Annotated in this window: 15 protein-coding genes and 1 tRNA gene; 11 read left to right on the forward strand and 5 right to left on the reverse strand. The window is 31.0% G+C overall.

Annotated elements, in window-relative coordinates; genetic code table 11:
• Nucleotides 1–32: 32 nt before the first annotated feature.
• Nucleotides 33–1,073 carry a LacI family DNA-binding transcriptional regulator gene (locus WA327_RS05825; RefSeq protein ID WP_336067510.1) on the reverse strand — a complete coding sequence of 347 codons (1,041 nt, stop codon included), beginning with the start codon at nucleotides 1,071–1,073 and terminating at the stop codon, nucleotides 33–35.
• A 287-nt stretch (nucleotides 1,074–1,360) separates the two neighbouring features.
• On the opposite strand from WA327_RS05825, the gene WA327_RS05830 reads away from it, so the two are divergent.
• Genes WA327_RS05830 through WA327_RS05845 form a run of 4 tightly spaced genes read left to right on the forward strand, consistent with a single transcriptional unit; the run spans nucleotide 1,361 to nucleotide 10,192 of the window.
• Entirely contained in the window at nucleotides 1,361–4,474 is a 3,114-nt protein-coding gene (locus tag WA327_RS05830) for a SusC/RagA family TonB-linked outer membrane protein (RefSeq protein ID WP_336067513.1), read from the forward strand.
• 10 nt (nucleotides 4,475–4,484) lie between these two features.
• A complete protein-coding gene (locus WA327_RS05835; protein ID WP_336067515.1) occupies nucleotides 4,485–6,029 on the forward strand; it encodes a RagB/SusD family nutrient uptake outer membrane protein in 1,545 nt (514 codons plus the stop codon).
• Nucleotides 6,030–6,044: 15 nt separating this feature from the next.
• The gene (locus WA327_RS05840; protein WP_336067517.1) at nucleotides 6,045–7,229 is read left to right on the forward strand and encodes a SusE domain-containing protein; all 1,185 of its coding nucleotides are present in this window, start codon (nucleotides 6,045–6,047) and stop codon (nucleotides 7,227–7,229) included.
• Between the two features lie 59 nt (nucleotides 7,230–7,288).
• A complete protein-coding gene (locus WA327_RS05845; RefSeq protein ID WP_336067520.1) occupies nucleotides 7,289–10,192 on the forward strand; it encodes an alpha-amylase family glycosyl hydrolase in 2,904 nt (967 codons plus the stop codon).
• Between the two features lie 106 nt (nucleotides 10,193–10,298).
• Here WA327_RS05845 and WA327_RS05850 read toward each other — a convergent pair.
• Nucleotides 10,299–10,380: transfer RNA gene (locus WA327_RS05850), tRNA-Leu, on the reverse strand.
• 120 nt (nucleotides 10,381–10,500) lie between these two features.
• Here WA327_RS05850 and WA327_RS05855 point away from each other — a divergent pair.
• From WA327_RS05855 to WA327_RS05870, 4 genes are all read left to right on the forward strand, one after another.
• Nucleotides 10,501–11,889 (forward strand): dipeptidase, encoded by a 1,389-nt coding sequence (locus WA327_RS05855; RefSeq protein WP_336067522.1) that lies wholly within the window; start codon nucleotides 10,501–10,503, stop codon nucleotides 11,887–11,889.
• 129 nt (nucleotides 11,890–12,018) lie between these two features.
• Nucleotides 12,019–12,879 carry a DMT family transporter gene (locus tag WA327_RS05860; RefSeq protein WP_336067525.1) on the forward strand — a complete coding sequence of 287 codons (861 nt, stop codon included), beginning with the start codon at nucleotides 12,019–12,021 and terminating at the stop codon, nucleotides 12,877–12,879.
• Nucleotides 12,880–12,965: 86 nt separating this feature from the next.
• Entirely contained in the window at nucleotides 12,966–13,331 is a 366-nt protein-coding gene (locus WA327_RS05865; protein ID WP_027880948.1) for a BlaI/MecI/CopY family transcriptional regulator, read from the forward strand.
• Nucleotides 13,332–13,333: 2 nt separating this feature from the next.
• Nucleotides 13,334–15,586, forward strand: coding sequence for a M56 family metallopeptidase (locus tag WA327_RS05870; RefSeq protein ID WP_336067528.1), 2,253 nt, complete (start codon nucleotides 13,334–13,336; stop codon nucleotides 15,584–15,586).
• A gap of 57 nt (nucleotides 15,587–15,643) precedes the next feature.
• On the opposite strand, the gene WA327_RS05875 is transcribed toward WA327_RS05870, so the two are convergent.
• Both WA327_RS05875 and WA327_RS05880 read right to left on the reverse strand, forming a co-directional pair.
• Nucleotides 15,644–16,162, reverse strand: a complete 519-nt coding sequence (locus WA327_RS05875; RefSeq protein ID WP_336067530.1) for a DUF6252 family protein — start codon at nucleotides 16,160–16,162, stop codon at nucleotides 15,644–15,646.
• Between the two features lie 81 nt (nucleotides 16,163–16,243).
• A complete protein-coding gene (locus WA327_RS05880) occupies nucleotides 16,244–18,244 on the reverse strand; it encodes a T9SS type A sorting domain-containing protein (RefSeq protein WP_336067533.1) in 2,001 nt (666 codons plus the stop codon).
• 126 nt (nucleotides 18,245–18,370) lie between these two features.
• On the opposite strand from WA327_RS05880, the gene WA327_RS05885 reads away from it, so the two are divergent.
• Genes WA327_RS05885 through WA327_RS05895 form a run of 3 tightly spaced genes read left to right on the forward strand, consistent with a single transcriptional unit; the run spans nucleotide 18,371 to nucleotide 21,690 of the window.
• Nucleotides 18,371–18,904, forward strand: coding sequence for a sigma-70 family RNA polymerase sigma factor (locus WA327_RS05885; RefSeq protein WP_336067536.1), 534 nt, complete (start codon nucleotides 18,371–18,373; stop codon nucleotides 18,902–18,904).
• Nucleotides 18,905–18,908: 4 nt separating this feature from the next.
• A complete protein-coding gene (locus tag WA327_RS05890; protein WP_336067538.1) occupies nucleotides 18,909–19,616 on the forward strand; it encodes a tetratricopeptide repeat protein in 708 nt (235 codons plus the stop codon).
• A 43-nt stretch (nucleotides 19,617–19,659) separates the two neighbouring features.
• Complete coding sequence (locus WA327_RS05895; RefSeq protein WP_336067540.1) at nucleotides 19,660–21,690, forward strand: hypothetical protein; 2,031 nt, start codon at nucleotides 19,660–19,662, stop codon at nucleotides 21,688–21,690.
• A gap of 54 nt (nucleotides 21,691–21,744) precedes the next feature.
• On the opposite strand, the gene WA327_RS05900 is transcribed toward WA327_RS05895, so the two are convergent.
• Nucleotides 21,745–24,735 (reverse strand): CHAT domain-containing tetratricopeptide repeat protein, encoded by a 2,991-nt coding sequence (locus WA327_RS05900; RefSeq protein WP_336067542.1) that lies wholly within the window; start codon nucleotides 24,733–24,735, stop codon nucleotides 21,745–21,747.
• Nucleotides 24,736–24,780 lie beyond the last annotated feature (45 nt).

The raw sequence follows: 24,780 nt of genomic DNA on the forward strand, positions 1-24,780 counted from the left end.
AAAAACATTTTAAGATTTTATGTTAAAAAATCTTATTTTGTAGATTCTCTTTCTATTAAATCGGTTTGAATTGTAAAGGTTTCGAAAATATCCTCTTCGTCTTCTCTTTCTAGATTATTAATTAAAAGCTCTGCTGCTTTTTCTCCCATTTTACTAGCATGCTGACTTACAGTTGTTAAACTTGGTACTGCATGTTTAGACAATACTCCATCTGTAAAACCAATAACTTGAAGGCTTTCCGGAATTTTTATTTTTAATTTTCTTGCAACTTTCATGGCTGTAATTGCATAAATCTCATTAACCGCGATTATTCCATCAAGGCTTTTGTTTGCTTTGAAGAAGCTTTCTATTTCTTTTTCTAGACTTTCAAGGTTTTCTTCTGAAAGTTTTTCGTCATCTACTTTTAAAATCAAATCGGCTTCAGGGAAAATCTCATGATCTTCTAAAGCTTTTAAATAACCTTGAGTTCTTAATTTCCCTACGTTTATATAGTCTTTCGTTGTAATTAAACCAATGTTTTTACATCCATTTTCAATAAGTTTATTAGTAGCTTTTACTGCGCCTTCAAAATCATCAACAATGACTTTGTCACAGTTAATTTCATTAATAACACGGTCAAACATTACTACTGGCATACCTTGATTAATGGTTTCAGTTAAATGATGATAATCTTGCAGTAACATCGTTTCTTTTGAAACTGAAAGAATAAATCCATCAATGCTACCATTGGCAAGCATTTCCATGTTTATGACTTCATTAGAAAAAGACTCGTTAGACAAACCGACAATAACATTATAACCTCTACTTAACGCTTGTTTTTCTATACCGCTTATGACTTTAGAAAAGAAATGATGCACAATCTCTGGAATGATTACTCCTATAGTTTTTGTCTTTCTATTTTTTAAACTTAGAGCAATATTATTAGGTCTATAATTATATAGCTTTGCAAACGCTTGTACCTTTTGACGCGTGTCTTCACTAATCTCAATACTATTTTTTAATGCTTTTGAAACAGTAGATATTGAGACATCTAATTCTTTGGCTATTTGTTTTAAAGTTACTTTTTTCTTCATCTTAAATATTGTAAATCAAGCAGTTTTACTTGTTTTTGTATTGAGAATTTATTAATATAATGGCTTAAAATTAAAAACATACGATTAAAAGCTGGTCAAAAATGCTATTTTTATAAAATTTCTACTTCAATTCTATTAAATAAACAAAAGTTTTCAACACGAAAACGTTTGAGTTACCTGTTAACAAGATAGTTACAGGAAATTAACATAAATTTTACATAATTTTATATCGAGAAGTAAAAATATACTTAAAAAATAGACTAATAAAATAATTTAATAGCAATTGTATGAAAACAATTTTTAAAGGGTTATTGTTTGTTTTTATTCTGATTCCATCCTTAATGATGGCACAGAGTACTGTAACTGGTACAGTTATAGAGCAAGCAACTTCATTACCCTTACCAACAGTTAATGTTTTAATAAAAAACACAACTAAAGGTACAGTCACGGATTTTGACGGTAATTATAACTTACAGGCTAATAACGGTGACGTTTTAGTTTTTTCTTATGTAGGTTTTCTTACACAAGAAGTCGCTTATACAGGTCAAGCAAGAATTGACGTAGCTTTAGTTGAAGATTCAGCCCAACTAGAAGAGGTTGTAATTATTGGATATGGTAGTGTTAAAAAGGAAGATTTAACAGGATCTGTAGATGTTGTTTCTTCTGACGATTTTAATAAAGGAGCTATTCAGTCTACAGACCAATTACTTCAAGGTAAAGCTGCTGGTGTGAGAATTACAGACAGTGGTGGATCTCCTGACTCAGCTCCTAATATTAGAATTAGAGGTGGAGCGTCTTTAAATGCAGATAGTAGCCCATTAATAGTAATTGACGGTATACCTGTTGGCACACAAAACCCTGCAGGTGTTAGCAACCCGCTATCTTTAGTTAACCCTAATGATGTAGAAAGTTTTACTATTTTAAAAGATGCATCTGCAACTGCAATTTATGGTTCTCGTGCCTCTAACGGTGTTATCATAATTACTACAAAAAGAGGAACATCTGGTGCTCCTCAATTTAACTTTTCAACAACAGTAACAGCAAGTAGCGCTGGAGAAGGTATAGATATGATGGATAGCGATAGCTATGTTAGATTCATTCAAGAATATCATCCAGATTTAGTGAGTAGTTTAGGTGTGCCTGTAGGTTCTGTAACAACAAACGAACCTGTGAGTTATATTTTAAATACTCCTGATGGGGATAGAGCTATTTATGACACTAATTGGAGAGATGCTATTACAAGAACAGCTTTTACTTCTAATACTAATTTTTCTGCTAGAGCTAATTTAGGTGAAAATATTCCATTTAGAGCTTCTATAGGTTACAACAATGCTCAAGGAGTTGTTAGAACAGATGATTATGAGAGATTTAGCGCTTCTTTTAGATTATCACCTAAATTATTAGATGATAATTTAAAAATTGACACAAATGCAAAATTTACTTGGGCAGATAAAAATGCAACAGATGCTGGTGGTGCTTTAGGAGGTGCTTTAATATTTGACCCAACTAAGCCTATTTACAACACTTCAGGTATTTTTAATGGTTTTTATACTAACTTAAACACTACAAACCCTAATTTAATAGATGGTCAATATAATCCTCTTGCATTATTAGAGCAACGTAATAGACCTGAAAAAGCTTTTAGATTTTTAGGAAACATTGAGTTTGATTATACAATGCCATTTTTACCAGAGCTTAAAGCTGTAGTAAATGTTGGTTTAGATGCTTCTAGATCTAAAATTAGCGAAACTTTTGGAGAAGGCGCATTAGCTACCTATAGATTAGATGAAAATGGTCTAGGAGTATTTAACCCAGGGTTAAACTATGCTGAAAGGCAACATATAACAAATACAACTTTTGATGCCTATCTAAAATATGCTAAAAACCTAGAAGGCTCTTTTATTAACAATTATGATATTCAACTAGGATATGCTTATCAAAACTTTAAAACTGATGGAAACAAAGACATCTTTAGCTATGCTGCAACACAAGAAGAAGTTGATGATTTTAATGCAGAAATAGGTAGTCGTTATCTTGTTTTTAACCCTAATAATCCTAATAACAGATATTATAACACTCAAAACTTACAATCATTCTTTGCTAGATCAAACATCAGTATTCAAAATAAATATCTTATAACATTATCCTTAAGAGCAGATGCTTCTTCTTTATTTGTATTTGATGATATTTGGGGAGATAATGTATGGGGACTATTCCCTTCTGCAGCGCTAGCTTGGAAAGTAAAAGAAGAGAACTTTCTTAAAGATGTAAGTTTTGTTGATGATCTTAAATTAAGATTAGGATGGGGTAAAACTGGACAACAAAATATTACAGGTGTTTCTGGATTCTATCCTACTAGTCCTTTATTTTCTGTCGGTAGTCAAAACAGTCAATATTTACCTGGCTACAATTTATATTCTGCTAATGCATTTCAAACAGGCTTAACTTGGGAGAAAACAACTACATTAAACGCAGGTATAGATTTTGCCTTTTTTAATAATAGACTTATTACTGGTAGTTTTGATATTTTTAGAAGAGAAACAACAGATTTATTATCTAGAGTAAGTTTACCTCCTGGTCAAGCACTTACAGATAGTTTTATTAAAAACGTAGGTAGCACTGAAAGTGAAGGTTTTGAATTTAATTTAAATTTAAATGCCATTCAAAAAGAAGATATAGGCTTAAGTATCAACGGTAACATCTCTTATGCTAAAACTGAAGTTACTGATTTAGGAGGTATAAACAGATTAAATATTGGTGGTCAATTATTAAATACTGGATCTAATTTATTATTTAACTTAGTAGGTGAAGAGCCTTATCAAGCTGGCGTATTCAAACAAGTATATGATACCGATGGAAACCCAATACCAAATGCTTTTGTTGACTTAAATGGTGATAACCAAATTACAGAAGAGGATAAATATTACACATCTTTAAGGCCTAATTGGAATTTTGGATTTGGACTAAACTTTAATTACAAAAATTGGGATTTTGGCACAACTTTTAGAGGCCAATTAGATGGAAAAGTTTATGACTTAAACGCTTTACGTTTTGGATTTACAGAAAGTGCAGCTCCTAACAATAATACTAGTATCTCTAATGTACTTAATTTTTATAATGGGGCTGCTAACCCTGCTTTTCAAGATGCTAACGGAAACATACAGTTCTCTGATTATTTCTTAAAAGATGCAGCATTTATGAGATGTGAAAATATTGTTGTAGGTTATAATTTTCCTAATAACTTTATAAAAAACACTAATATGAGACTTTATGCTTCAGTTAATAATCCATTCATAATTACAAATTATGATGGTCAAGACCCTGAACAATTTGGAGGTATAGATGGGGCATTTTACCCAAGACCGACAGCTTATACATTTGGTGTGAATTTAGATTTTTAAAAATATGACTATGAAAAAATTAATATTAACATTTTTTGGATTGGCGTTAATTGTAACAATTACGTCATGTGTAAATGATCTAGACACAGAACCAAAAGTAGAATTAACTCTACAACAGCTATTAGATCAAGACCCAAATGCAGTAGAAGGTCTTTTATCAAGACTATACGCTTCTTTTGCATTATCAGGACCAAATGGTCCAGGAAGCTCTGATGTATCTGATGATCCAGGTGAGTCTCCTTTCTTAAGAGGTATTATAAACTTACAAGACTTTACCGCAGACGGTATGAAAAACCGTTGGGGAGATGATGGTTTAGACCAATTAACAACAACCTCTCAATGGACAAGTAACAACAAGTTTTTTAGATACTTATATAATCGTGCATACTACACTATTCCACAATGTAACAACCTATTAACTGTACTACCTAATGCAGGTGTAGAAATCCCAGAATCTATTCAAAGTGAAGTAAGATTTTTAAGAGCTTTAGCTTACTATTATTTAATAGATACATTTGGAAAAGGAGTTTTAGTTACTGAAGAAAACTCAGGTTCTTCAGATTTTTTACCTGAAGCTTCAAGAGAAGAACTTTTTAACTTTGTCGAAGCTGAATTATTAGCAATAGAACCAACAATTGGTAATGATAATGGTTATGGTAGAGCAAACACCTATGTAGTAGATATGTTATTAGCAAAATTGTATATAAATGCAGAAGTATACACTGGAACTGCTATGTATACAGAAGCAGCAACTTATATCAATAAAATAATAAATGAAGGTGGTTATCAATTAGAAGAAAATTTTGTTCAAAATTTCTCTGGAGACAATCATGTTTCTAATGAAATTATTTACCCACTAATTGCAGACGCAGTAAATAGTCAAAGCTTTGGTAACACTACATACATTGTAAATGGTAATTTAAGTCCTGATACTATTCCTATCTTAGAATTTGGCGCTGCCGAAGGTTGGCAAGGTCACAGAGCAACAGAAGCTTGGTATGGTCTATTTGGAGATTTAAATACATCTAATGATATTAGAGCAAGTTTATTCTGGACGGATGGTCACAATTACACTATGACAGATTACAGAGAATGGACAGATGGTTATCCTTCAATTAAGTTTAGAAACAACGATTTTAACGAAACACCTACAACAGGAACTTCATTCTCAGGAACAGATTTCCCGCTTTATAGACTTGCAGATGTATATTTAATGTATGCAGAATGTGCTTTAAGAGGTGCTTCTAACACAAACATGAATGATGCTTTAACATATGTTAATTTAGTTAGAGATAGAGCTAATGCAGATTTAATAAATATGTCAGATTTAACATTAGATTTTATTATAGACGAAAGAGCTAGAGAATTAAACCTAGAAGGACATAGAAGAACTGACCTTATTAGATTTGGTATGTTTACAGGTGGAAGCTACTTATGGCCTTGGAAAGGTAACACCTTAAACGGTACATCTATACCCGATTCTTATAGATTATTCCCTATACCACAATCTGCTTTAGACGCTAATCCTAATTTACAACAAAACCCTGGTTACTAATTAAAAATTGAAACAATGAAAAATTTTATAAAAATATCAGCTTTATTTTTGACATTATTCTTAAGCTTTACTTCTTGTGAAGAAGATGATAGTTTAGAATTTGTTGCAGCTCCACAAGGAGAATTCGAATTCACTAATACATTTTTATCAGAGTACTCTTTACCTGCCGAAAGTAGTACTAATGACAATATTGGTGTAATATTTTCTTTTAACCCTGCAAATTTCGATGTTCCTACTAACGTATCTTATGAATTACAGTCTTCTGTATTAGGCGATTTTTCAGATGCAACCGTAGTTCCTACTTTATCTAATGCAAATAATCAAATTGAAGTTTCTATTGGAGAATTAAAGTTATTAGCTGAAGCTTATGAAATTCCTGTTCCAGGAATGGGTGATTTAAACTTTCGAGTAAGAGCTTTTGTTGGTGACCCAATTTCAACTACAGAAAAATTTACACCTATACAATCTATAACCGTTAACTTACTAGAACCACAAACTGGTGTTGTTGTAAATTGTGAATACGACCAATTATGGCTTGTAGGTGCTGGTGTCCCTGATGCTGGATGGGGATGGGGATCACCTGTAGCATTACCATGTGCTGGAGATGGTGTATACTCTGGCGAAGTTACATTACAAAGTACAACAGACGCAAACAATTTTAGATTTTTTACTGATGCAACTTTAGAATGGTCTTCTCCTAGTTTTAATTACCCTTACTTTGCTAATGAAGGATTTGCAATAAACCCAGATTTTGAAGACGCAATGGATGGAGATAACAATTTTGCCTATACCGGTGCTAATGGTACTTATACACTAACTGTTGACTTTACTAATAAAATAATAACATTAGATGCTAGTTGTGAGTATGACCAATTATGGGCAGTAGGTGCTGGTGTACCTGATGCTGGATGGGGATGGGATTCTCCTGTTCAACTTTATTGTTTAGGTTCTGGAGCTTATGGTGCAAATGTTAACTTTGCAAGTACTGCAGATTCAAATAATTTTAGATTCTTTTCTGACGCAACTTTGGAATGGGCTTCTCCTAGTTTTAGCTATACTTACTATGAAAACGAAGGTTACACTATTGACCCTGATTTAGTTAATGCTATGGACGATGATAACAACTTTGCTTATATAGGTGCTGATGGATATAGAGGTATTGTTATCGATACAGTAAACAAAACTATAACACTAAACTAAAAAACAAATAAAAACAAGGCTATTTTCTGATAGCCTTGTTTCATTTTAATAACTAAAGTATGATAAAAAAATTATCTTATATTATCTTTTTAATAGTTGGATGTATCAATGCTCAAGTCTCTCTTGACGTGTCTACTATAGAAGTTGATCAACCTGTAACTATTACTGTAGATACAAATAATTTTACAGACACTAATTGTAATGGTCTTAACAATCCTTCTAAGGTTTATATGCATTCAGGTATTGGAGACAATTCTAATGCTTTTGGATTTAATGTAATTGGGAATTGGGGACAAGATGATGGTGTTGGAGAAATGACTAATAATGGAGATGGAACTTTTAGTATAACAATAACACCTCAAACATACTACAGCTTATCTCAAGCTCAAGCAGATGCCGCTACTCAAATGGGTGTAGTTTTTAGAAATGCTGATGGTACTGCAGAGTTAAAAGATGATGGATGTAATGATTATATATTTCCTGTTGGTAGTGTAAAAATAAATCTTAATAATCCATCAAGTACTCCTATTGTTTTAGAGTCCGGAGATGATTTAACAATAAGCGCCACTATTGCTTATCAAGGCTCTGTTACCGTACAAGGAAGTTTTGAGGTATTCTACAATAATGTCTCTGTAGCAACAGGTACTTGTGGATTTCCTACTTGTAGCACTACAATTCCAAACATAACAGAAAGTGGTACTGTAAAATTTGTAGGTTCTCCTACTAATACTACAGATACTGGAGAAATTAGCTTTGAAGTATTAGTTATATCAAATACTACTGAGCAGAGCATTCCAGCAGGATTAGAAGACGGTATCAATTATGATACTGATCCTACTAAAGCTACTTTAGTATTAAGTGCCCCAAACAAAGAATACATTCAAGTTGCAGGAAGCTTTAACAACTATAACCCTGACAACTCTTATGCAATGAAAAGAGATCCTAGTACAGGTAAATATTGGTTGGAATTAACAGGTTTGACTCCTAATCAAATAGAAACTTACCAATACTGGGTATTTGACTTAGATCCGCCTGCAAACTCTCCTGCTTTAGTAAAAACTGCAGACCCTTATTCAACTTTAGTATTGTCACCTTTTGATGATCCATGGATTCCTGCTGCATCATACCCAAACTTACCAGCATATCCTGCAGGTCAAGAACGCGAGGTTACTGTTTTACAAACAGCACAAACACCTTACAACTGGCAAGTCATAAACTTTACTAAGCCTAAAAAAGAAGACTTAATTGTTTATAAACTTTTAGTTAGAGACTTTGATGCAGACAGAAATTATCAAGATGTCATAGATAAAATAGACTATTTTAAAAGCTTAAACATTAATGCTATCGAGTTAATGCCTGTAATGGAATTTGAAGGTAACGAAAGCTGGGGATACAATACATCCTTTCATATGGCATTAGATAAATTTTATGGTACAGAAGATAAATTAAAAGAATTAATAGATGTTTGCCACCAAAACGGTATTGCTGTAATTTTAGATTTAGCACTAAACCATGCTTTTGGACGTAACCCAATGGTACGTATGTGGATGAATGATCCTGATGGAGATGGTTGGGGAGAACCAAATAGTCAAAACCCATATTTTAATGTAACACCTACACATACTTATAATGTTGGAAATGATTTTAACCATTCAAACCAAATAACAAAAGACTATACAAAACGTGTCATTAAACATTGGATTGAAGAGTTTCATATAGATGGTTTTCGTTGGGATTTAACAAAAGGATTCACTCAAAACTGTACATCTGGAGACGAGAATTGTACAAATGGTTATCAACAAGATCGTGTAGATGTATTAAGAGAATACGTAGACTACTCTTGGACTTTAGACCCATATCACTATGCTATATTTGAACACTTAGGGTCTGATCCTGAAGAACAACAATGGGCTAATTATCGTATTGGAGAAACTATTCCTAAAGGTGTAATGATGTGGAAAGAAATGTGGAACGATTACAAAAACCTTGGTAATGGTAATGCTGCAAACATTAGCGGTATGGGAAGTAACGAACATGGGTTTACAATGAAAAGAGCTTTAGGTTACCCAGAAAGTCATGATAAAGACCGTGTAATGTACGAGATGGCAACCTTTGGCGCTAGCAATGGTAGTTATGATATAACAGATTTAAATACCGCTTTAACAAGAATGTCAACCATTGGTGCAACATCTATCATGATTCCTGGTCCTAAAATGTTATGGCATTTTGCTGAATTAGGAATGGACATTTCTATTTGGACTTGTGATAATGGTGTAGTAAATAGTGACTATGACGGAAATAATGATGGCGACTGTAAATTATCTACAAAACCACAACCACAATGGGTAAACAACTGGACAAGTGACCCAAATAGAAGTCAAGTTTTTAACGATTGGTCTAGATTGAACGATTTAAAAATTAACGAAGATGTTTTTGAAGGCGACTACTCTATTGACTCTGGAGATTTAACACCTCGTATTTTTATTTGGAATGATGCCATTCCTGCAACAGAGTTAAAAAATGTAGTGATTTTAGCAAACTTTGATTTAACAGCTCAAAACATTGTACCAGATTTCCCTTATACGGGAACATGGTATGATTTAATGGATGAAACCAACTCAACATCAATTAATGTAACAAACACCACAGCAACAATTAATATTCCTGCTGGTGAATTTAGAATTTTTGGTAATGCTGTGCCACAAAATTTAAGCACTACAAGTTTTGATGTAGAAGATTCTATAAAACTATATCCAAACCCAACTAAAACAACATTTTCGGTAAATATTAAATTAAACAATGTATCGATTATTGATGTTTCTGGAAAAGAAATCAAAACATTTAACGGTGATTTTGAAAAAGGACATGCTTTTAATGTAGAAGGTATTTCAGAAGGGTTGTACCTTATTCAACTTGAAAATGAAAACGGTCAATCTTCAACTCAAAAGTTGATTATTAATTAATCAAAAAGATCTTTAATTACAAAATTGGCTTTAATCATTTTGATTAAAGCCTATTTTAGTTTAAAACAAAAAAAAGCTAACTTATTCAGTTAGCTTTTTTACTCTGTACAGGCGGAGAGACTCGAACTCTCACACCTTGCGGCACTAGATCCTAAGTCTAGCGTGTCTACCAATTCCACCACGCCTGCAACTTGTTTCCGTTAATTTCGGATTGCAAATATAATCAATAGTTTCAATTTACAAACAAGTTAATAGCAGATTTTTTTGATTTCCTTTTTGTACTTTTACATAAATCATAAAATTCTCTTATGCAAAACATTTCAACATACGTAAAAGACAACAAACAACGCTTTATTGACGAGCTAATAGAACTTTTAAAAATTCCTTCAATAAGTGCAGATTCTGCTTACAAAGAACACACTTTTAATACAGCAGATGCAGTAGCAGAAAGTTTAAAAAAAGCAGGTTGTGACAACGTAGAAATCTGCCCAACCGATGGTTATCCTATTGTCTATGCAGATAAAATAATTGATAAAAATTTACCAACCGTTTTAGTTTACGGTCATTACGATGTGCAACCGCCAGACCCTTTAGACTTATGGCTTTCGCCTCCTTTTGAACCTGTAATAAAACCTACAGATTTACATCCTGAAGGTGCAATTTTTGCACGTGGCGCTTGTGATGACAAAGGGCAAATGTACATGCACGTAAAAGCAATGGAATTTATGACCAAAAACAACTGCTTGCCTTGTAATGTTAAATTTATGGTTGAAGGCGAAGAAGAAGTTGGTAGCGTAAACCTTGGTCCATTTGTAAAAGAAAACCGCGAAAAATTAGCCAACGATGTGATCTTAATATCAGACACTGGTATGATTGCCAAAGATGTGCCTTCTATTACAACTGGATTACGTGGTTTAAGTTATGTAGAAGTTGAAGTTACAGGTCCAAATCGCGATTTACATTCTGGATTATATGGTGGTGCAGTTGCCAATCCAATAAATGTGTTAACAAAAATGATTGCTTCGCTTCATGATGAAAACAACCATATTACCATTCCTGGTTTTTATGATAAAGTTGAAGAATTAAGCCAAGAAGAACGTGCGCAAATGGCAAAAGCACCATTTTCTTTAGACGCTTACAAAAAAGCTTTAGACATTGATGCTGTTTATGGTGAAGCTGGATACACAACAAACGAGCGTAACAGCATTAGACCAACCTTAGACGTTAACGGAATTTGGGGCGGATACATTGGTGAAGGTGCAAAAACTGTTATTGCAAGCAAAGCTTATGCAAAAATTTCGATGCGATTAGTACCAAATCAAGATTGGGAAGAAATCACACAACTATTTAAAACACATTTTGAAAACATTGCTCCAGAAGGTGTAAAAGTACTTGTAAAACCGCATCACGGCGGACAAGGTTACGTCACACCAATAGACAGTGTTGGTTATCAAGCTGCAAGTAAAGCTTACGAACAAACTTTTGGAAAAACACCAATACCTCAACGTAGTGGCGGAAGTATTCCTATCGTTTCGCTTTTTGAAGAGCAGTTAAAAAGCAAAACCATTTTAATGGGCTTTGGTTTGGATAGCGATGCTATACATAGTCCAAACGAACATTTTGGCGTATGGAATTATCTAAAAGGCATAGAAACCATTCCGTATTTCTATCAATATTTTACAGAGCTACATAAATAAAATTTGGGTGTTTCCACCTTTTGCTTCTAATGGCAAAAGGTGGTCACGCTTTTCATTATATCTTAATTTTGCCATATATGGTAGCAAAATTAAGGATGTCATTACAATCGCTAACACAACTAACCCTAAGTGAAAGACCAACATTTTAAGCACGTTTTAGAACTTACCTTTGCTACCTTTTTAATAAGTACTTCTGGTGCTTTAGGTAGATATATAGATATGCCTGCGCCAGTAACAATTTGGTGGCGAAGCATTCTGGCAATGCTTATTTTATTGGGTTATTGTAAGTTTAAAAACATCAAATTAAAGATTCATACCAAAAAAGATTTAGGCGGATTTATAATTGCGTCCATCTTTATGGCTTTACATTGGATTACATATTTTATTGCCTTACAAAAATCAAGTGTTGCAATTGGCATGTTATCGCTGTTTACGTTCCCAATAATTACAGCACTTTTAGAGCCTCTATTTTCTAAAACTAAATTTGATGTCATGCACCTTTTACTTGGCGCAATGGTACTTTTAGGTATTTATATTTTATCTCCAGAAATAGATTTTGAAAACGACGCATTTATAGGCATATTCTTCGGATTGGTATCTGCTTTGTGTTATGCACTTCGAATTTTAATAATGAAACAATATGTAACCACCTATCACGGTAGTCATTTAATGTTTTATCAATTATTAATTATGGGTATTATGTTATCGCCTGTATTAATCTTCTTAGACAGCTCTAATATGGTGACGCAATATCCTTATGTGATTATTTTAGCGTTAGTCACTACAGCTTTAGGACATACTTTATTTGTGCAAAGTTTAAATCATTTTAAAGTGAGTACAGCAAGTATTATTGGTAGTACGCAACCTATTTTTGGGATAATTATTGCTTACTTTTTCTTAAATGAAATCCCAACCTGGAACACCTTTTTTGGCGGACTATTAATCCTTTCTACCGTCATTATAGAAAGTCTTAGAACACGAAAGAAATAAAATATTTTCACTCAAAATTCGTTCTACGTTTGTAGAATTCATTTTTATATTCTACATTTGTAGAGGTTATTCTAAAAACATAGAACATGCAGTTATCAAAATCTGAAGAAGAATTAATGAGTTATTTATGGCAATTAGAAAAAGGCTTTATGAAAGACTTGCTAGATGCCTATCCAGAACCAAAACCCGCAAACACAACAGTTGCGACGCTTTTAAAGCGTATGACAGACAAAGGTTTTGTAGCATATAACAAATTTGGAAACTCTAGACAATACTATCCTTTAGTTAAAAAGAAAGACTATTTTTCTAAGCATGTAAATGGTTTAATTAAAAACTTTTTTAATAACAGTAGTACGCAATTTGCTTCTTTTTTTACTCAAGAAACAGATTTAACAAAAGAAGAATTAGAAGAACTACGCGCTATTATAGACAATCAAATTAAAAACAAATAATCATGGGTATTCTGCTACTAAAATCATCGGCATGTTTAGCTATTTTAATGCTATTTTACAAAATAGTTTTAGAGCCATTAAACCACCATCATTTTAAAAGGTTTTATTTGTTAGCTGCGCTTTTAACATCGGCAATCATACCTTTTATTACATTTATTAAATATGTAGAGCCAACTTTTGATTTTGGTGTTTACGATCCAGAAAGTATGACAACGCCGCCATATTTTCCTGCAGAATTACCGACAATTACAGAAGAACAACCCAATACATTTTTACCAGCACTTTTATGGACGATTTATACTATTGGTATCATTGTATTTTCAATGCGATTTATTTTAAATCTAATTAAAATTTCATCTAAAATTAAAACAAATCAAAAGGTAAAAACCAATGTTTTTATAAATGTTTTAATTGAAAAATTAGCTGTTCCGCATACGTTTTTCAACTATATTTTTCTTAATAAATCTGCTTTTGAAAATAACAAAATTCCGCAAGAAGTTTTATTACATGAACAAACACATGCCAAGCAAAAACATAGTTTAGACATCTTGTTTTTAGAAATCTTGCAAATTATCTTTTGGTTTAATCCACTACTCTACTTTATAAAAAAAGACATCAAACTTAACCACGAATTTTTAGCAGATCAGCAAGTATTAAAAAGTGGTTACCACCCAAAAACATATCAAAATCTCTTGTTAAGGTTCTCATCAAACCAAAAAGAGTTAGCATTAGTTAATGCTATCAATTATATGTCAATCAAAAAACGTTTAACAATTATGAACACACAAACATCACTCAAAACCAAATGGCTAAGAAGCCTATTACTATTACCTGTATTGGCTTTACTTTTATTTAGTTTTAGTCAAACTAAGGAAGTTGAAAAAAGTATTGAACCAAAAATTGAATATAATGAAACCAGCAAACTTTATGCTAGAAGCATAGACATCAAGGTCATTAAGGAAGGGCACTATTTAATAGATGGATTTCTAGCTAACAAGAAAAACTTTGTAAATATTTTAAATCAATTACACCAAGATATCTCAAAAAGTGAAAGAGAAAAAGTAATAAATATACATGTTGATAGTCCAGAAGAAATCTCTGACAAAGAAGTTTGGTTTATTTTTAATAATGTTCAAGATTATGGCTACCATAGAATTGTAGCATATAATCAAGAAATTATTAGATCTAAAGGAAATACTCCTTTTAAATTAGAAAATGATATTGGTTTAGAAAAGAATAATAAGCAAATCTTAGAAATCAATCAAAACCCATTATCTTTTAAATTAAATGGTAAGCCAACTAGTTTAGAAAAATTAAGAACAGATTTTATAGACTTGTTTGGTAAAAATGACGTTGAATTACGGATAAATTCAAAAGGTAAAAGTCTTGATTATTCTATTTTAGAAAAGGTAACTGAAGAGTTAGAAGGTTTATGCAAATCAATAGAGTTAAGTCATGGTATTACTATCAATGACAAAACACATAAAGTAGCACCAAATAAAGACCATTCTTTTAATATTGTAAAAAAAGAAGAAGCTATACAGGACAAACAATACCCAATGCTAGGTTTTTCAGTTTTTAAAGGTGATCCTATTTATGCCAATAAAAAATTGATACGAGCAAGTCAAGTTGCCGTAACTACAGAAAAGAAGGTATTAAATTTTAAGTTTAAAGTACCTGGTAAACCTACTGTAAAAGTTGATGGCACATTACTTAACAAAGAAGCTGTCAAGTATCTATTTGAAACAGAAGATGGTACTACAGTACAATATTTTGATATTAAACTTGAAGATGGTAGTAGAGTACCGCCTATGCTTGTGGTTATAACAGAAAAACCAAATAAAAAAGATAATGAATTAATTCCACCACCGCCACCACCTATCCCTCAAAATGCAACAAAAGAACAAAAAGAGAAATACGAAAAGATTAGTGAAGAATACTACAGAAAATATAAAATAGTAGATGGCAAACCAATTAAAATATCTGAACCTCCAAAGCCTAAAAATTTAAAAAAGGAACCAAAACCACCTGCACCACCAAAACCAAAATCGCCTTTAGACACAGTTGTTGAAATGGCAAAAAAAGGGGCTACTTTTTATTACAACGATGAAAAAATAACCTCTGATAAAGCTATAAAACTTTTAAAAGAAAATAAGAATTTAAATATATCTTCAAGTACTAATAATGGAGTTTCAACAGTTCATATTTCTGATAAACCCATAAAAATTATTAACGGCAAAGTAGTTAATGATTAAATAAAAAATCCATTCAATTTTTTGAATGGATTTTTTTAAACTAACTCTAAATTATAACTACATATCAGAATAGTTGATAGTAAAAGCACCTTCTGTTAATGTATAAGTAGCACCTGTTGCTGCAGTTGGATCCGTTACAAAATTAAAAGTACCTGATATTGTATTGGTTTCTGTATTATGTTCTGTTATGACTAATGAACCTGAAGCTGATTCGCCTACGTTTTCAAATTCATCATTTGGTGTGTAATATTGTGCATAAACATAGTAGTCTGCTGTTGCGTCTGGTGTTAAACTGTAAGTACCTGTAGGTATATTATTTGGTACAAAAATATTTATACCTGTAGTTTGTGTAGCACTTGCATTAATACTTGCGCTAAGTAAAATAGTATTTGAAACTCCGGTAGAATTAAAACCTGATACAAATTGAGGGTTAAAATCTGCTCCATCTACCTTACAGAAAAAAGAATTTGCAGAAGGGTTTTGGTCTTGGTTATTATCATCATCACCAGAACAAGATGTTGCAACTGTTGAGATGAATAAAAATAAAAGCATTAAAGGTTTGATAAGTAATTTCATTTTAAATTTTATTAATTAATAGTTTGTTTTTATCTATTAGTGACAAAAGACATAAAAGGTTAACATTGTGTTTTTAGATAATCATTCTAAAATCAACTTGGTCGTTAAAACCTTTTTATCCTGCTGTACTTTCAATAGATATACTCCTGTTTTTAGAGTATTAATATTCATAGAGATTTCTTGAGAACTTTGAGAGAACTTTTGTTTTAAAACAACTTGTCCAAGTAAATTGTAAATACTAACATTTATTGGATTTTTAATTGAACCTTTTATCTTAATAAACAACTGACCATTAGTTACTGGATTTGGATATATTTTATAGACATCTGCAATATTAATATCTTCTGTACCTAAAGTACAGGCGTTTAAAATTGCAGTATCACTAACACAATCATTTAGGTTAAGGGCAATACTTCTAAGGTTATTAGCATCTGATAAATAAGTACAAAAATTAGGAAGACTACAGACCGTTAAATTAGGATTTTGTTGGATAACTAGTCTCCAAAAAGTACTTGGATCTATGTTTTCTAAACTCGTTATATCTGTTAGATTATTATTTTGATTAATAATAATTTCGCCATTCACGATTGTTAAATTTTGAAATCCATCTAACGAAACTAAGTTAGCATTGTTTACTATTTCAAAATCATGATTAGTATATGTTCCTACAAAAGTTAAGCTAGATAATGCTGTTACATCTGTAAGTGAAGCGTTAGATGTTATTTCTAAATCTGCACTAATAAAAGAGACATTATCTAAGCCAGCTAAACTTTGTAAACTTGGATTAAAAACAACTCTAATACGATATACCGAAGTAATGCCTTCTAAACCAATTAAATTAGTTAATATACTATTATCGTTTATAAAAATTTCTTCAACTGAAGACAAATTACTTAACCCGTTTATATTACCTAAATTATAATTAGAATATAAACTTAAGGTTTCTCCAATAGAAGTTAATCCTACCAATCCGTCTAAATTTGATAAACTAGCATTACTATTAATTTGAAGTGTTTGACCTATACCTAATAGATTTTGAAAACCATTTAAGTTATCCATCAAAGCATTATTTGAAATCCTTAAATCACCAACTATATTAGTTATGTTATTTAATGCCGATAAATCTGTTAAGCTATTATTGTAATATAAAGAAAAGTCGCCACCAATAGTAGTTAAAGAAGTACTTAAACCATTAAGAGATGTTAGATTGTCATTATTTGATATATCAAAAAACTGAGGTGCATTTACATTAAAATTAGTAATCACTGTAGTTAATCCACCTAAACCTGTTAAATCTTGTAATTGGTCGTTATCTTCAATTCTAAAACTACCTTCAACATCACTTAAATTATCTAATCCCGTTAGGCTTATAATATTATCGTTTCTAAAAACAACTACTTGTGTGGTTACTTTTGTAAATCCTTCTAATCCTGAAAGGTCTGTTATACCTGAATTTTCAGAAATAATTAAAGATCCAGATTCTGTTATATTGTGCAAACCTGATAAATTTAAAAGACCAGGCATCTTATTAATTTGAACTTCAAAACCTACCTTAGTAATATTCTCAAAAACACTTATTGATGAAATCAAAGGGTTATCATTAATCCAAAAATTACCAACAATCTCTCCTAAGTTTCCATTTCCCATCGGAACTAAATTTGAAAGCCCATTTAGGTTAGCTAGCACTGGATTTTCATAAATCAAAAGTCCTCCATCATTAAGTATTGTCAAGCTTGTAAGAGCATCTATTTCGGTTAAAACTTGATTTCTATTAATAATTAAAGAATTTACTTCTTGAATATTTAAACCATTTAAAGTTGTCAGGTTACTAGTACCATAATTTGACCCAGAAATTGAAAACGTGCCTGTAACAAAATTTATATTTGCTAAAGGTGATAAATCTGAAATGTCCGAATTTGTATTAATAAGTAAATTACCCGTTATGGTTGTACAAGTTGGGTAATTCACTAAAAAATTATCCACTTCATTCTGAGAAGCTAAAGTAACATTGCCTGTAGGACATTGCGCATAAATAACACCTACAAAAAACAGATTGATTAATAAGAGTAGTTTTAACTTCATAGATACAAATAGTTTTAAATTAATAGTCTTGTACCTATTTGTGACAGCTTATTAAAAAGGTTAACACACTTTTTTAATACATTTGTTAATAGACACCATGTTAACCTTTCTAAAGTTGTCTCATAAATGAGTAAAGATTTGACTATTGAAGCTTTAAAAGCTGGAGATCAAAAAACATATGCTAGACTATATACTGCGTATAAAAAAGACTTTATAAGCTTTGCTCATAAATTTAAAATAGAAGAAAGTGATATTCTAGACATCTATCAAGACACTTTTTTAGCACTTTATGACAATGTTGCTAGAGGCAAAATAGACCAACTTTCATGCAGTTTAAAAACCTATATTTTTAGTATAGGAAAATATAAAATCTATGAACATTTAAGAGCTAACAAAAAATTAGTATTAGAAGAAAACTTAGAAGATGAATGTGTGATAGACCACTTAAATCTAGAAAATAACCAACTAACTGAAAGGCAAGAAAAATTTAAAATAGCTTTTGAGAAACTAGGTGAAAACTGTCAAAAAATAATTAACCTTTTTTACTTAGATAAAAAAAGCATCAAACAGATTAAAATCTTAGGCAACTATAAAAACGAAAATACTGTAAAAGCTCAAAAGTCTAGATGTATGAAGACTTTAAGAGAATTAATAAAATAGCAAAATGGATAGAGAAAAACTCATACAAGATTATCTTTCTGACAGGCTAAAAGGTGAACGACTGGATTATTTTAATCAATTAATTGAAACCGATACGCAATTTAAAGTCGAAGTCGAAGAAGCAAAAGACTTACAAGAAGCTTTAATAAGTAGAAAAAAAGATGATTTAAAAGCTTCTTTTAATACCATTGACCAAAAAAACACCTCAACATTCAATTATAAAAAACTGCTAATAGCAGCAATATTAATTATTGGATTAGGGTTATTGACTATCCCTTTTTTAAATAAAAGCACAGACCATCAAAAGTTATATGCACAACATTTTGAGCCTTATAGAAACATTATAAAACCGATAGAAAGAGGCACTGAGAGTAATGATTTAGAAACCACAGCTTTTTTTAATTATGAAACTAAAAACTATAAAAAAGCTATAAAAAATTTTGACAGTTTATATAAAAAAACAAATAGCTCATATCTTCTTTTTTACAAAGCAAATTGCTTGTTAGAACTTGATAAAAATGAACAAGCCATAAAAACACTATTAAAACATCAAGAGTTTAAAGACTCCTTTTTTGATAAAAGTAAATGGTATTTAGCTTTAGCTTATTTAAAAAACAATCAAATTGAAAAAGCTAAATCAGAATTAACAAGTATTGTCTCAAATAAAACTTATAAGTATAAAGAAGCAAATTTGTTATTAAAATCTTTATAAGTTAACCTTTTTAAAGTTTTGTCACTAATAAGAAAAACCAGTGATGAAACATAAATTTTTAATCTGTTTTACTTTATTTTTTAACATCTGTTTATCTCAAGTTGGTATTAATAACACTAATCCTAACGCTACTTTAGAGATAACAGTAAGTAATACAACAACACCTCAAAATACAGATGGGTTGTTAATACCCAGAGTTAGTAATTTTCCTGCTACCAATCCAACAGCAGCTCAAAACAGCATGCTTATATATCTTACCAATAATGTTGGAGGTAACACACCAGGTTTTTATTATTGGAACAACAACTCTACTTCTTGGGAAAAGATTGGTTGGTCAAGAAAAGGTAATAGAGGTACAGATTCTACTATTAATTTTTTAGGCACTTTAGACAATCAAGATTTAACATTTAGAACTAATGATATTGAACATTGGAGGATGAGCACAAAAGGACAATTAGAGTCTTTACAAAATAGAGGTGCAATTTATATTGGGGAAAACGCAGGAGAGAATGATCAAAGCTCCTCTTTCGCTTTTGACAGTAACTCTAGTATTTTCATTGGAAAAAACGCAGGCTATAGTAATACTACTGGCATCAACAATATAGCTATTGGTCCAATGTCCTTAAATTCTAATACAACTGGTGGAGCAAATATAGCAATAGGACCTAACACCCTACTTTTTTCAACTTCAGATTCTAATACAGCTATAGGCGAAGCCGCATTAAGAAATTTAACAACAGGAGAACATAATACATCTGTAGGAAGCTTATCAGGATACTCAACTTCTACAGGCTCATATAATACTTTTTTAGGCCAAACTGCAGGTATGGGCAATACAACAGGTAATAATAATGTTTATTTAGGCAATGGTACTGCAAGATACAGCGGTAATAGTTCAAATAACGTAGTAATTGGACAGACTACTTTTTACAATAGCAATGGTACTGGAAATGTAATTATTGGTAAAGGAGCAGGTAATAGGTTAGAAAATATTGCTTCTAATGTTTTTATTGGTCAAAATGCTATGACTTCTACAGGCACAATAAATAGAACTGGAAACCAAAATGTTGCTATAGGTGAAAGAGCTGGTTATGAATCTGGTGATGTAAATGGAAATATCTTAATTGGTTACAGCTCTGGAACAGGAATTACAGAGAGCAATAGATTATACATAGAAAATTCATCTTCAACTTCTCCCCTAATATATGGTGAATTTGATAATGATATGATTAGAATAAATGGCACTTTACAAATTGGAAAACTAAACTTAACTGGTTACGTTTTTCCAACAACAAGAGGAAATAATGGAGAAGTAATGGTAACCGACGCTAATGGCAATTTAACTTGGCAAAATATAACAGGCTCAAGTCCTTTTACTAAAACTGGTACTACAATTAGACCAACTAGCATAGGAGACGATTTAAGTTTTGATAGCTCTGACTCTAGTATCACTTTTGCAGCTACTAGCACATCTGCTCCGCCTATGATTAATATGTATTCTAGTGGCTCTACTAATTACGAAAGAATGGTAATTGCACATAGCGAAACTAGCCCTAATTATGGACTAAAATATACAGATACTGGTGATTATTTTAGTATTGTTGGTGCTGGCAACGAAATGATTAGATTAAACACCATTGGTGCTAATCCACTTACTGTTAATGGCACTGCAACTTTTGGTAATTCTGGTAACCAATACACTTTACCAAGTACAGATGGACAAAAAGGAAATGTTCTAACAACAGATAGTGCAGGTAATGTAAATTGGTCTGGTACTATGACAAAAAACATTACCTCTACAGGTTTTGTTTTTGGTAATTTTACAATCACAGATACAATTTACACATTAAAAGTTCTTAATACAATTACTAGTATTACCATACCAGATGCTACTATTCAAACTGGAAGAATTATAGTACTAATTGGCACAAACGGTATTACCACAAAAAGCTTTAATATTACCAACGGTAATGTTTATGATGTAGTGACTAATTCAAATATTACTAGTATAAGTGCTAATCAAAGATTTACAATTCAAAGTGATGGTACAGATTGGTTAGTTATTTCAAATTAAAAAAATTAATGCAACAGGTTTTTATGTTTTAAAAACTATTATTCCTTAATCTACCTAAGCCGCCTTTTTAAGGCGGTTTTTTATTACTAAACCTAAAGGAATAATTAACAATATTAACCACCAATAGCTTATGTTACCTTCATTTTTTACTGCTATTGTGTCTCCTGTAACTACAAATCCTGACCAATAATATGGATGTTTTAAAGCGACATCATCTGTATTATTTAAGTAGTCTAATTTAGCCAATTGCAAGGCTTTATCTTTAGTTTCACCTTGCTTTAAATAGTTATAAAAAGAAGTCATGATTATAGAGGTTTCTTTATCAGGCACTTTCCAAAGACTCATGATAGTACTTGGTACACCTGTGTAAGTAAAAGCGCGTGCCATACTCATTAATCCTTCTGATTTCTCAAGTTTTCCAAAACCTGTATTACAAGCACTTAAGACTGCCAAATTAGCATTTAAATTTAAGCTATATATTTCTGCAGCTGTAAGTGATTGATTAGGCTCAACTTCATTAAAAAGAAGTTTATTATTCATTGGATTACTTTGATTTAATGTAGAATGCATCGCTAAGTGCAATACCCCATAATTTTTACCTTCTTCAACAAATAAATCCTTACTAGCTTTTTCATTTACATAAGTTGTTCCTCCATAAATTGCTTTAATATTTTCTACCTCATCAACGTTGTTTGTCAAAGCTATTTTTGAGTATTTAGGAGCAAATCCTGCCCAACCTTTAGATTGCGTTTTTAAGCTTTTTTGTTCTTCTAAAAGCGTTAAGGAACCTGCATAAGAAATACTAAAACTTTCAACCAGATAATGATTATTTTGCACTAGAACTTCAAATGGTAGAACAGTTAAAATATCATCTGCAATGATGGTTATTTTTTTAATATCCTTTTCAATTTTAGGCAACACTAAATTAGAAATACCTTTTGATGTTTCGGTTAAGGATACTCTATTGTTAATTTGACTTTTAAATTGGGTAATTTTATCTCTTAGAGCAACTATGTCTTTTAATTGGGTAATTTCAATATTTTCTTTTGAAATCTTGAAACAGTACCCAATGTTCTTATCTATGTAGTACTCTAAAATAGCTTCATCACTATATAATTTGGTTTGATAAGACTTTAAATTATCAGAAACTTTTACGCGTTTTAAAGATGCATATTTAGGGTAATTTACATTTAAATCGGTAATTAAATTCTCATATTCAAGAGATAAATTTTGTTGCTCTAAATAGAGTTTATTAAGCAGTTCTTCATTCGAATTCGTTTGTTGTTTTAAAAACTGAATATTATTATAAACACTCTGCAATTTATCTTTTAATTGCTGTTCTTTTTCTATTAATTCTTTTGGTACACCAGCAATGTTTTTAAACTTAACTTGCTGAATTCCTTCTAATAACGCTGAATTTTTATTAACCTCTATAAGCTTTAAAAAAAGATTTAAATAGCTTTCTTGACTTGTTTTTTGATATGCTTTGTAAACACTATTTAATGTTTGTGTAATAGCTTCTTTTAAGTAATTAGCGTAGTAAACTTGATTGTTATGGTTAGAAAAATTATTCTTACTATCTATAACTAATTTTATAAATCGGTTAGTTTCTTCTTCTAAATTAAAATTAGGAGATTGCCAGGATAATTCAATTTGAAGTGCTTTTAATTGTATTTGCTGAAATGCTGAAATTTGAACATCTGAATATCTTTTTTCTAGTTCTAAAATCAAAGATTTAGCCGCTTCAAATTCACTTTTATTTTTCAAATAATTTATCTTCTGTATCAAATATTCAACTTGAAAATAAGTTGCATTTTTAAATTTTGTACTTAAAAGCATGTCTTGCCTTTTAAAAACATTGTCATCATAAAAACCTAAATCAATCAAGCTTTTATTAGCTTTAAGTTCAAATAAACCTCTATCAATATTCTTAGCTATTTTAGATGTTTTTTTTAAAAAATTAATAGCGTTTAAAGTGTCTTTAGCTTGCATGTACAAATCACCTAATTGATAATTTGCATTGGCAACATATCTGTGGTTTTCTTTTGTTTTAGTGAAAATTTCATTAAACGCTTCGTTTGCTAAAGCTAAAGCTTCTTCTTTTTGATTGTTTTTTATTAGCACATTAGCTAATACAAATTTTGAAGTCGCTATCATATAAAACTCGGTTTCACCTAACACTTCCATAGCCAGACCAAGTGACTTTTCTGCATATTTTTTAGCATTTTCTATATCATAATTAGATAGGTATGCTGCAGATAAATTTCGATAATCATCTACTAAATATTGGTTTTTAGGGTTTAGAATCGAATCAAAAGTTACGGCTTTTGTAAAGTATGTTATTGACTGATCAGAATTACCCAATCGATCATTATATGTTAACCCTAAATTATAACTGTTTGCTGCTAATATATTGTAGTTGGGATCTACTAATTCTTCTCCAATTTTTATAGATTTTTTGTAATTAGTTAATGAACTATCAATAGCTTCTTTTCCATCATAAGCAACACCTAAAACAGAATAAGCTACAGATAAATTTTTCTTTAAATGTTTAGATTTAAAATAGTTTATTGCTTCTTGTAAATTAGCAATAGCTTTATCATATTTAGCTGAATCTATGTAAACTCTTGCTAAATATTCTTTAGAGAACATTTCTGTTAATGTATCCTTTTTTTTACAGTCTTTATATTGGTCTATAACTTCTAAAACTTCATTTAAATAAAGACGTCTTTTAACTTGTGACTTTGTGTAGACTTTGTAATAATCAATACTATGTTTAATCGTAGAATCTTTTAAATTATTAGCTACATACAAGCTATCTGCTTTTAAAAATTTTGTTCTTCCAAGCTTAAACTTACTTTGTTCTAAATCTAATTTTGCGCTTAAAACCAATGTTTGTAAATACGTTGAGTCACTTTGTTTTAAACTATCAATTCTAATGCTTACAACGGTATCTAATTGTTTAAGTAAAGCTCTATCTCCTGTTTTTAAGTAGTTTAAATAATCCTGATTTGCCTTTTTTAAAGTAAAAGAAGTATTGTTCACTACTTCTTTTGATTTTTTATGTTTATGTTTTTCACATGAAAAACA

The sequence above is a fragment of the Mesoflavibacter sp. CH_XMU1404-2 genome, assembly GCF_037029465.1.
Lineage (GTDB): Bacteria > Bacteroidota > Bacteroidia > Flavobacteriales > Flavobacteriaceae > Mesoflavibacter.

What these genes read in the sequence shown, in the direction of transcription:
- WA327_RS05870 (WP_336067528.1), top strand. Translation starts at nt 13,334, where the DNA reads ATGGGTATTCTGCTACTAAAATCATCGGCATGTTTAGCTATTTTAATG.
- WA327_RS05895 (WP_336067540.1), top strand. Translation starts at nt 19,660, where the DNA reads ATGAAACATAAATTTTTAATCTGTTTTACTTTATTTTTTAACATCTGT.
- WA327_RS05840 (WP_336067517.1), top strand. Translation starts at nt 6,045, where the DNA reads ATGAAAAATTTTATAAAAATATCAGCTTTATTTTTGACATTATTCTTA.
- WA327_RS05885 (WP_336067536.1), top strand. Translation starts at nt 18,371, where the DNA reads ATGAGTAAAGATTTGACTATTGAAGCTTTAAAAGCTGGAGATCAAAAA.
- WA327_RS05835 (WP_336067515.1), top strand. Translation starts at nt 4,485, where the DNA reads ATGAAAAAATTAATATTAACATTTTTTGGATTGGCGTTAATTGTAACA.
- WA327_RS05890 (WP_336067538.1), top strand. Translation starts at nt 18,909, where the DNA reads ATGGATAGAGAAAAACTCATACAAGATTATCTTTCTGACAGGCTAAAA.
- WA327_RS05855 (WP_336067522.1), top strand. Translation starts at nt 10,501, where the DNA reads ATGCAAAACATTTCAACATACGTAAAAGACAACAAACAACGCTTTATT.
- WA327_RS05845 (WP_336067520.1), top strand. Translation starts at nt 7,289, where the DNA reads ATGATAAAAAAATTATCTTATATTATCTTTTTAATAGTTGGATGTATC.
- WA327_RS05880 (WP_336067533.1), bottom strand. Translation starts at nt 18,244, where the DNA reads ATGAAGTTAAAACTACTCTTATTAATCAATCTGTTTTTTGTAGGTGTT.
- WA327_RS05865 (WP_027880948.1), top strand. Translation starts at nt 12,966, where the DNA reads ATGCAGTTATCAAAATCTGAAGAAGAATTAATGAGTTATTTATGGCAA.
- WA327_RS05830 (WP_336067513.1), top strand. Translation starts at nt 1,361, where the DNA reads ATGAAAACAATTTTTAAAGGGTTATTGTTTGTTTTTATTCTGATTCCA.
- WA327_RS05825 (WP_336067510.1), bottom strand. Translation starts at nt 1,073, where the DNA reads ATGAAGAAAAAAGTAACTTTAAAACAAATAGCCAAAGAATTAGATGTC.
- WA327_RS05875 (WP_336067530.1), bottom strand. Translation starts at nt 16,162, where the DNA reads ATGAAATTACTTATCAAACCTTTAATGCTTTTATTTTTATTCATCTCA.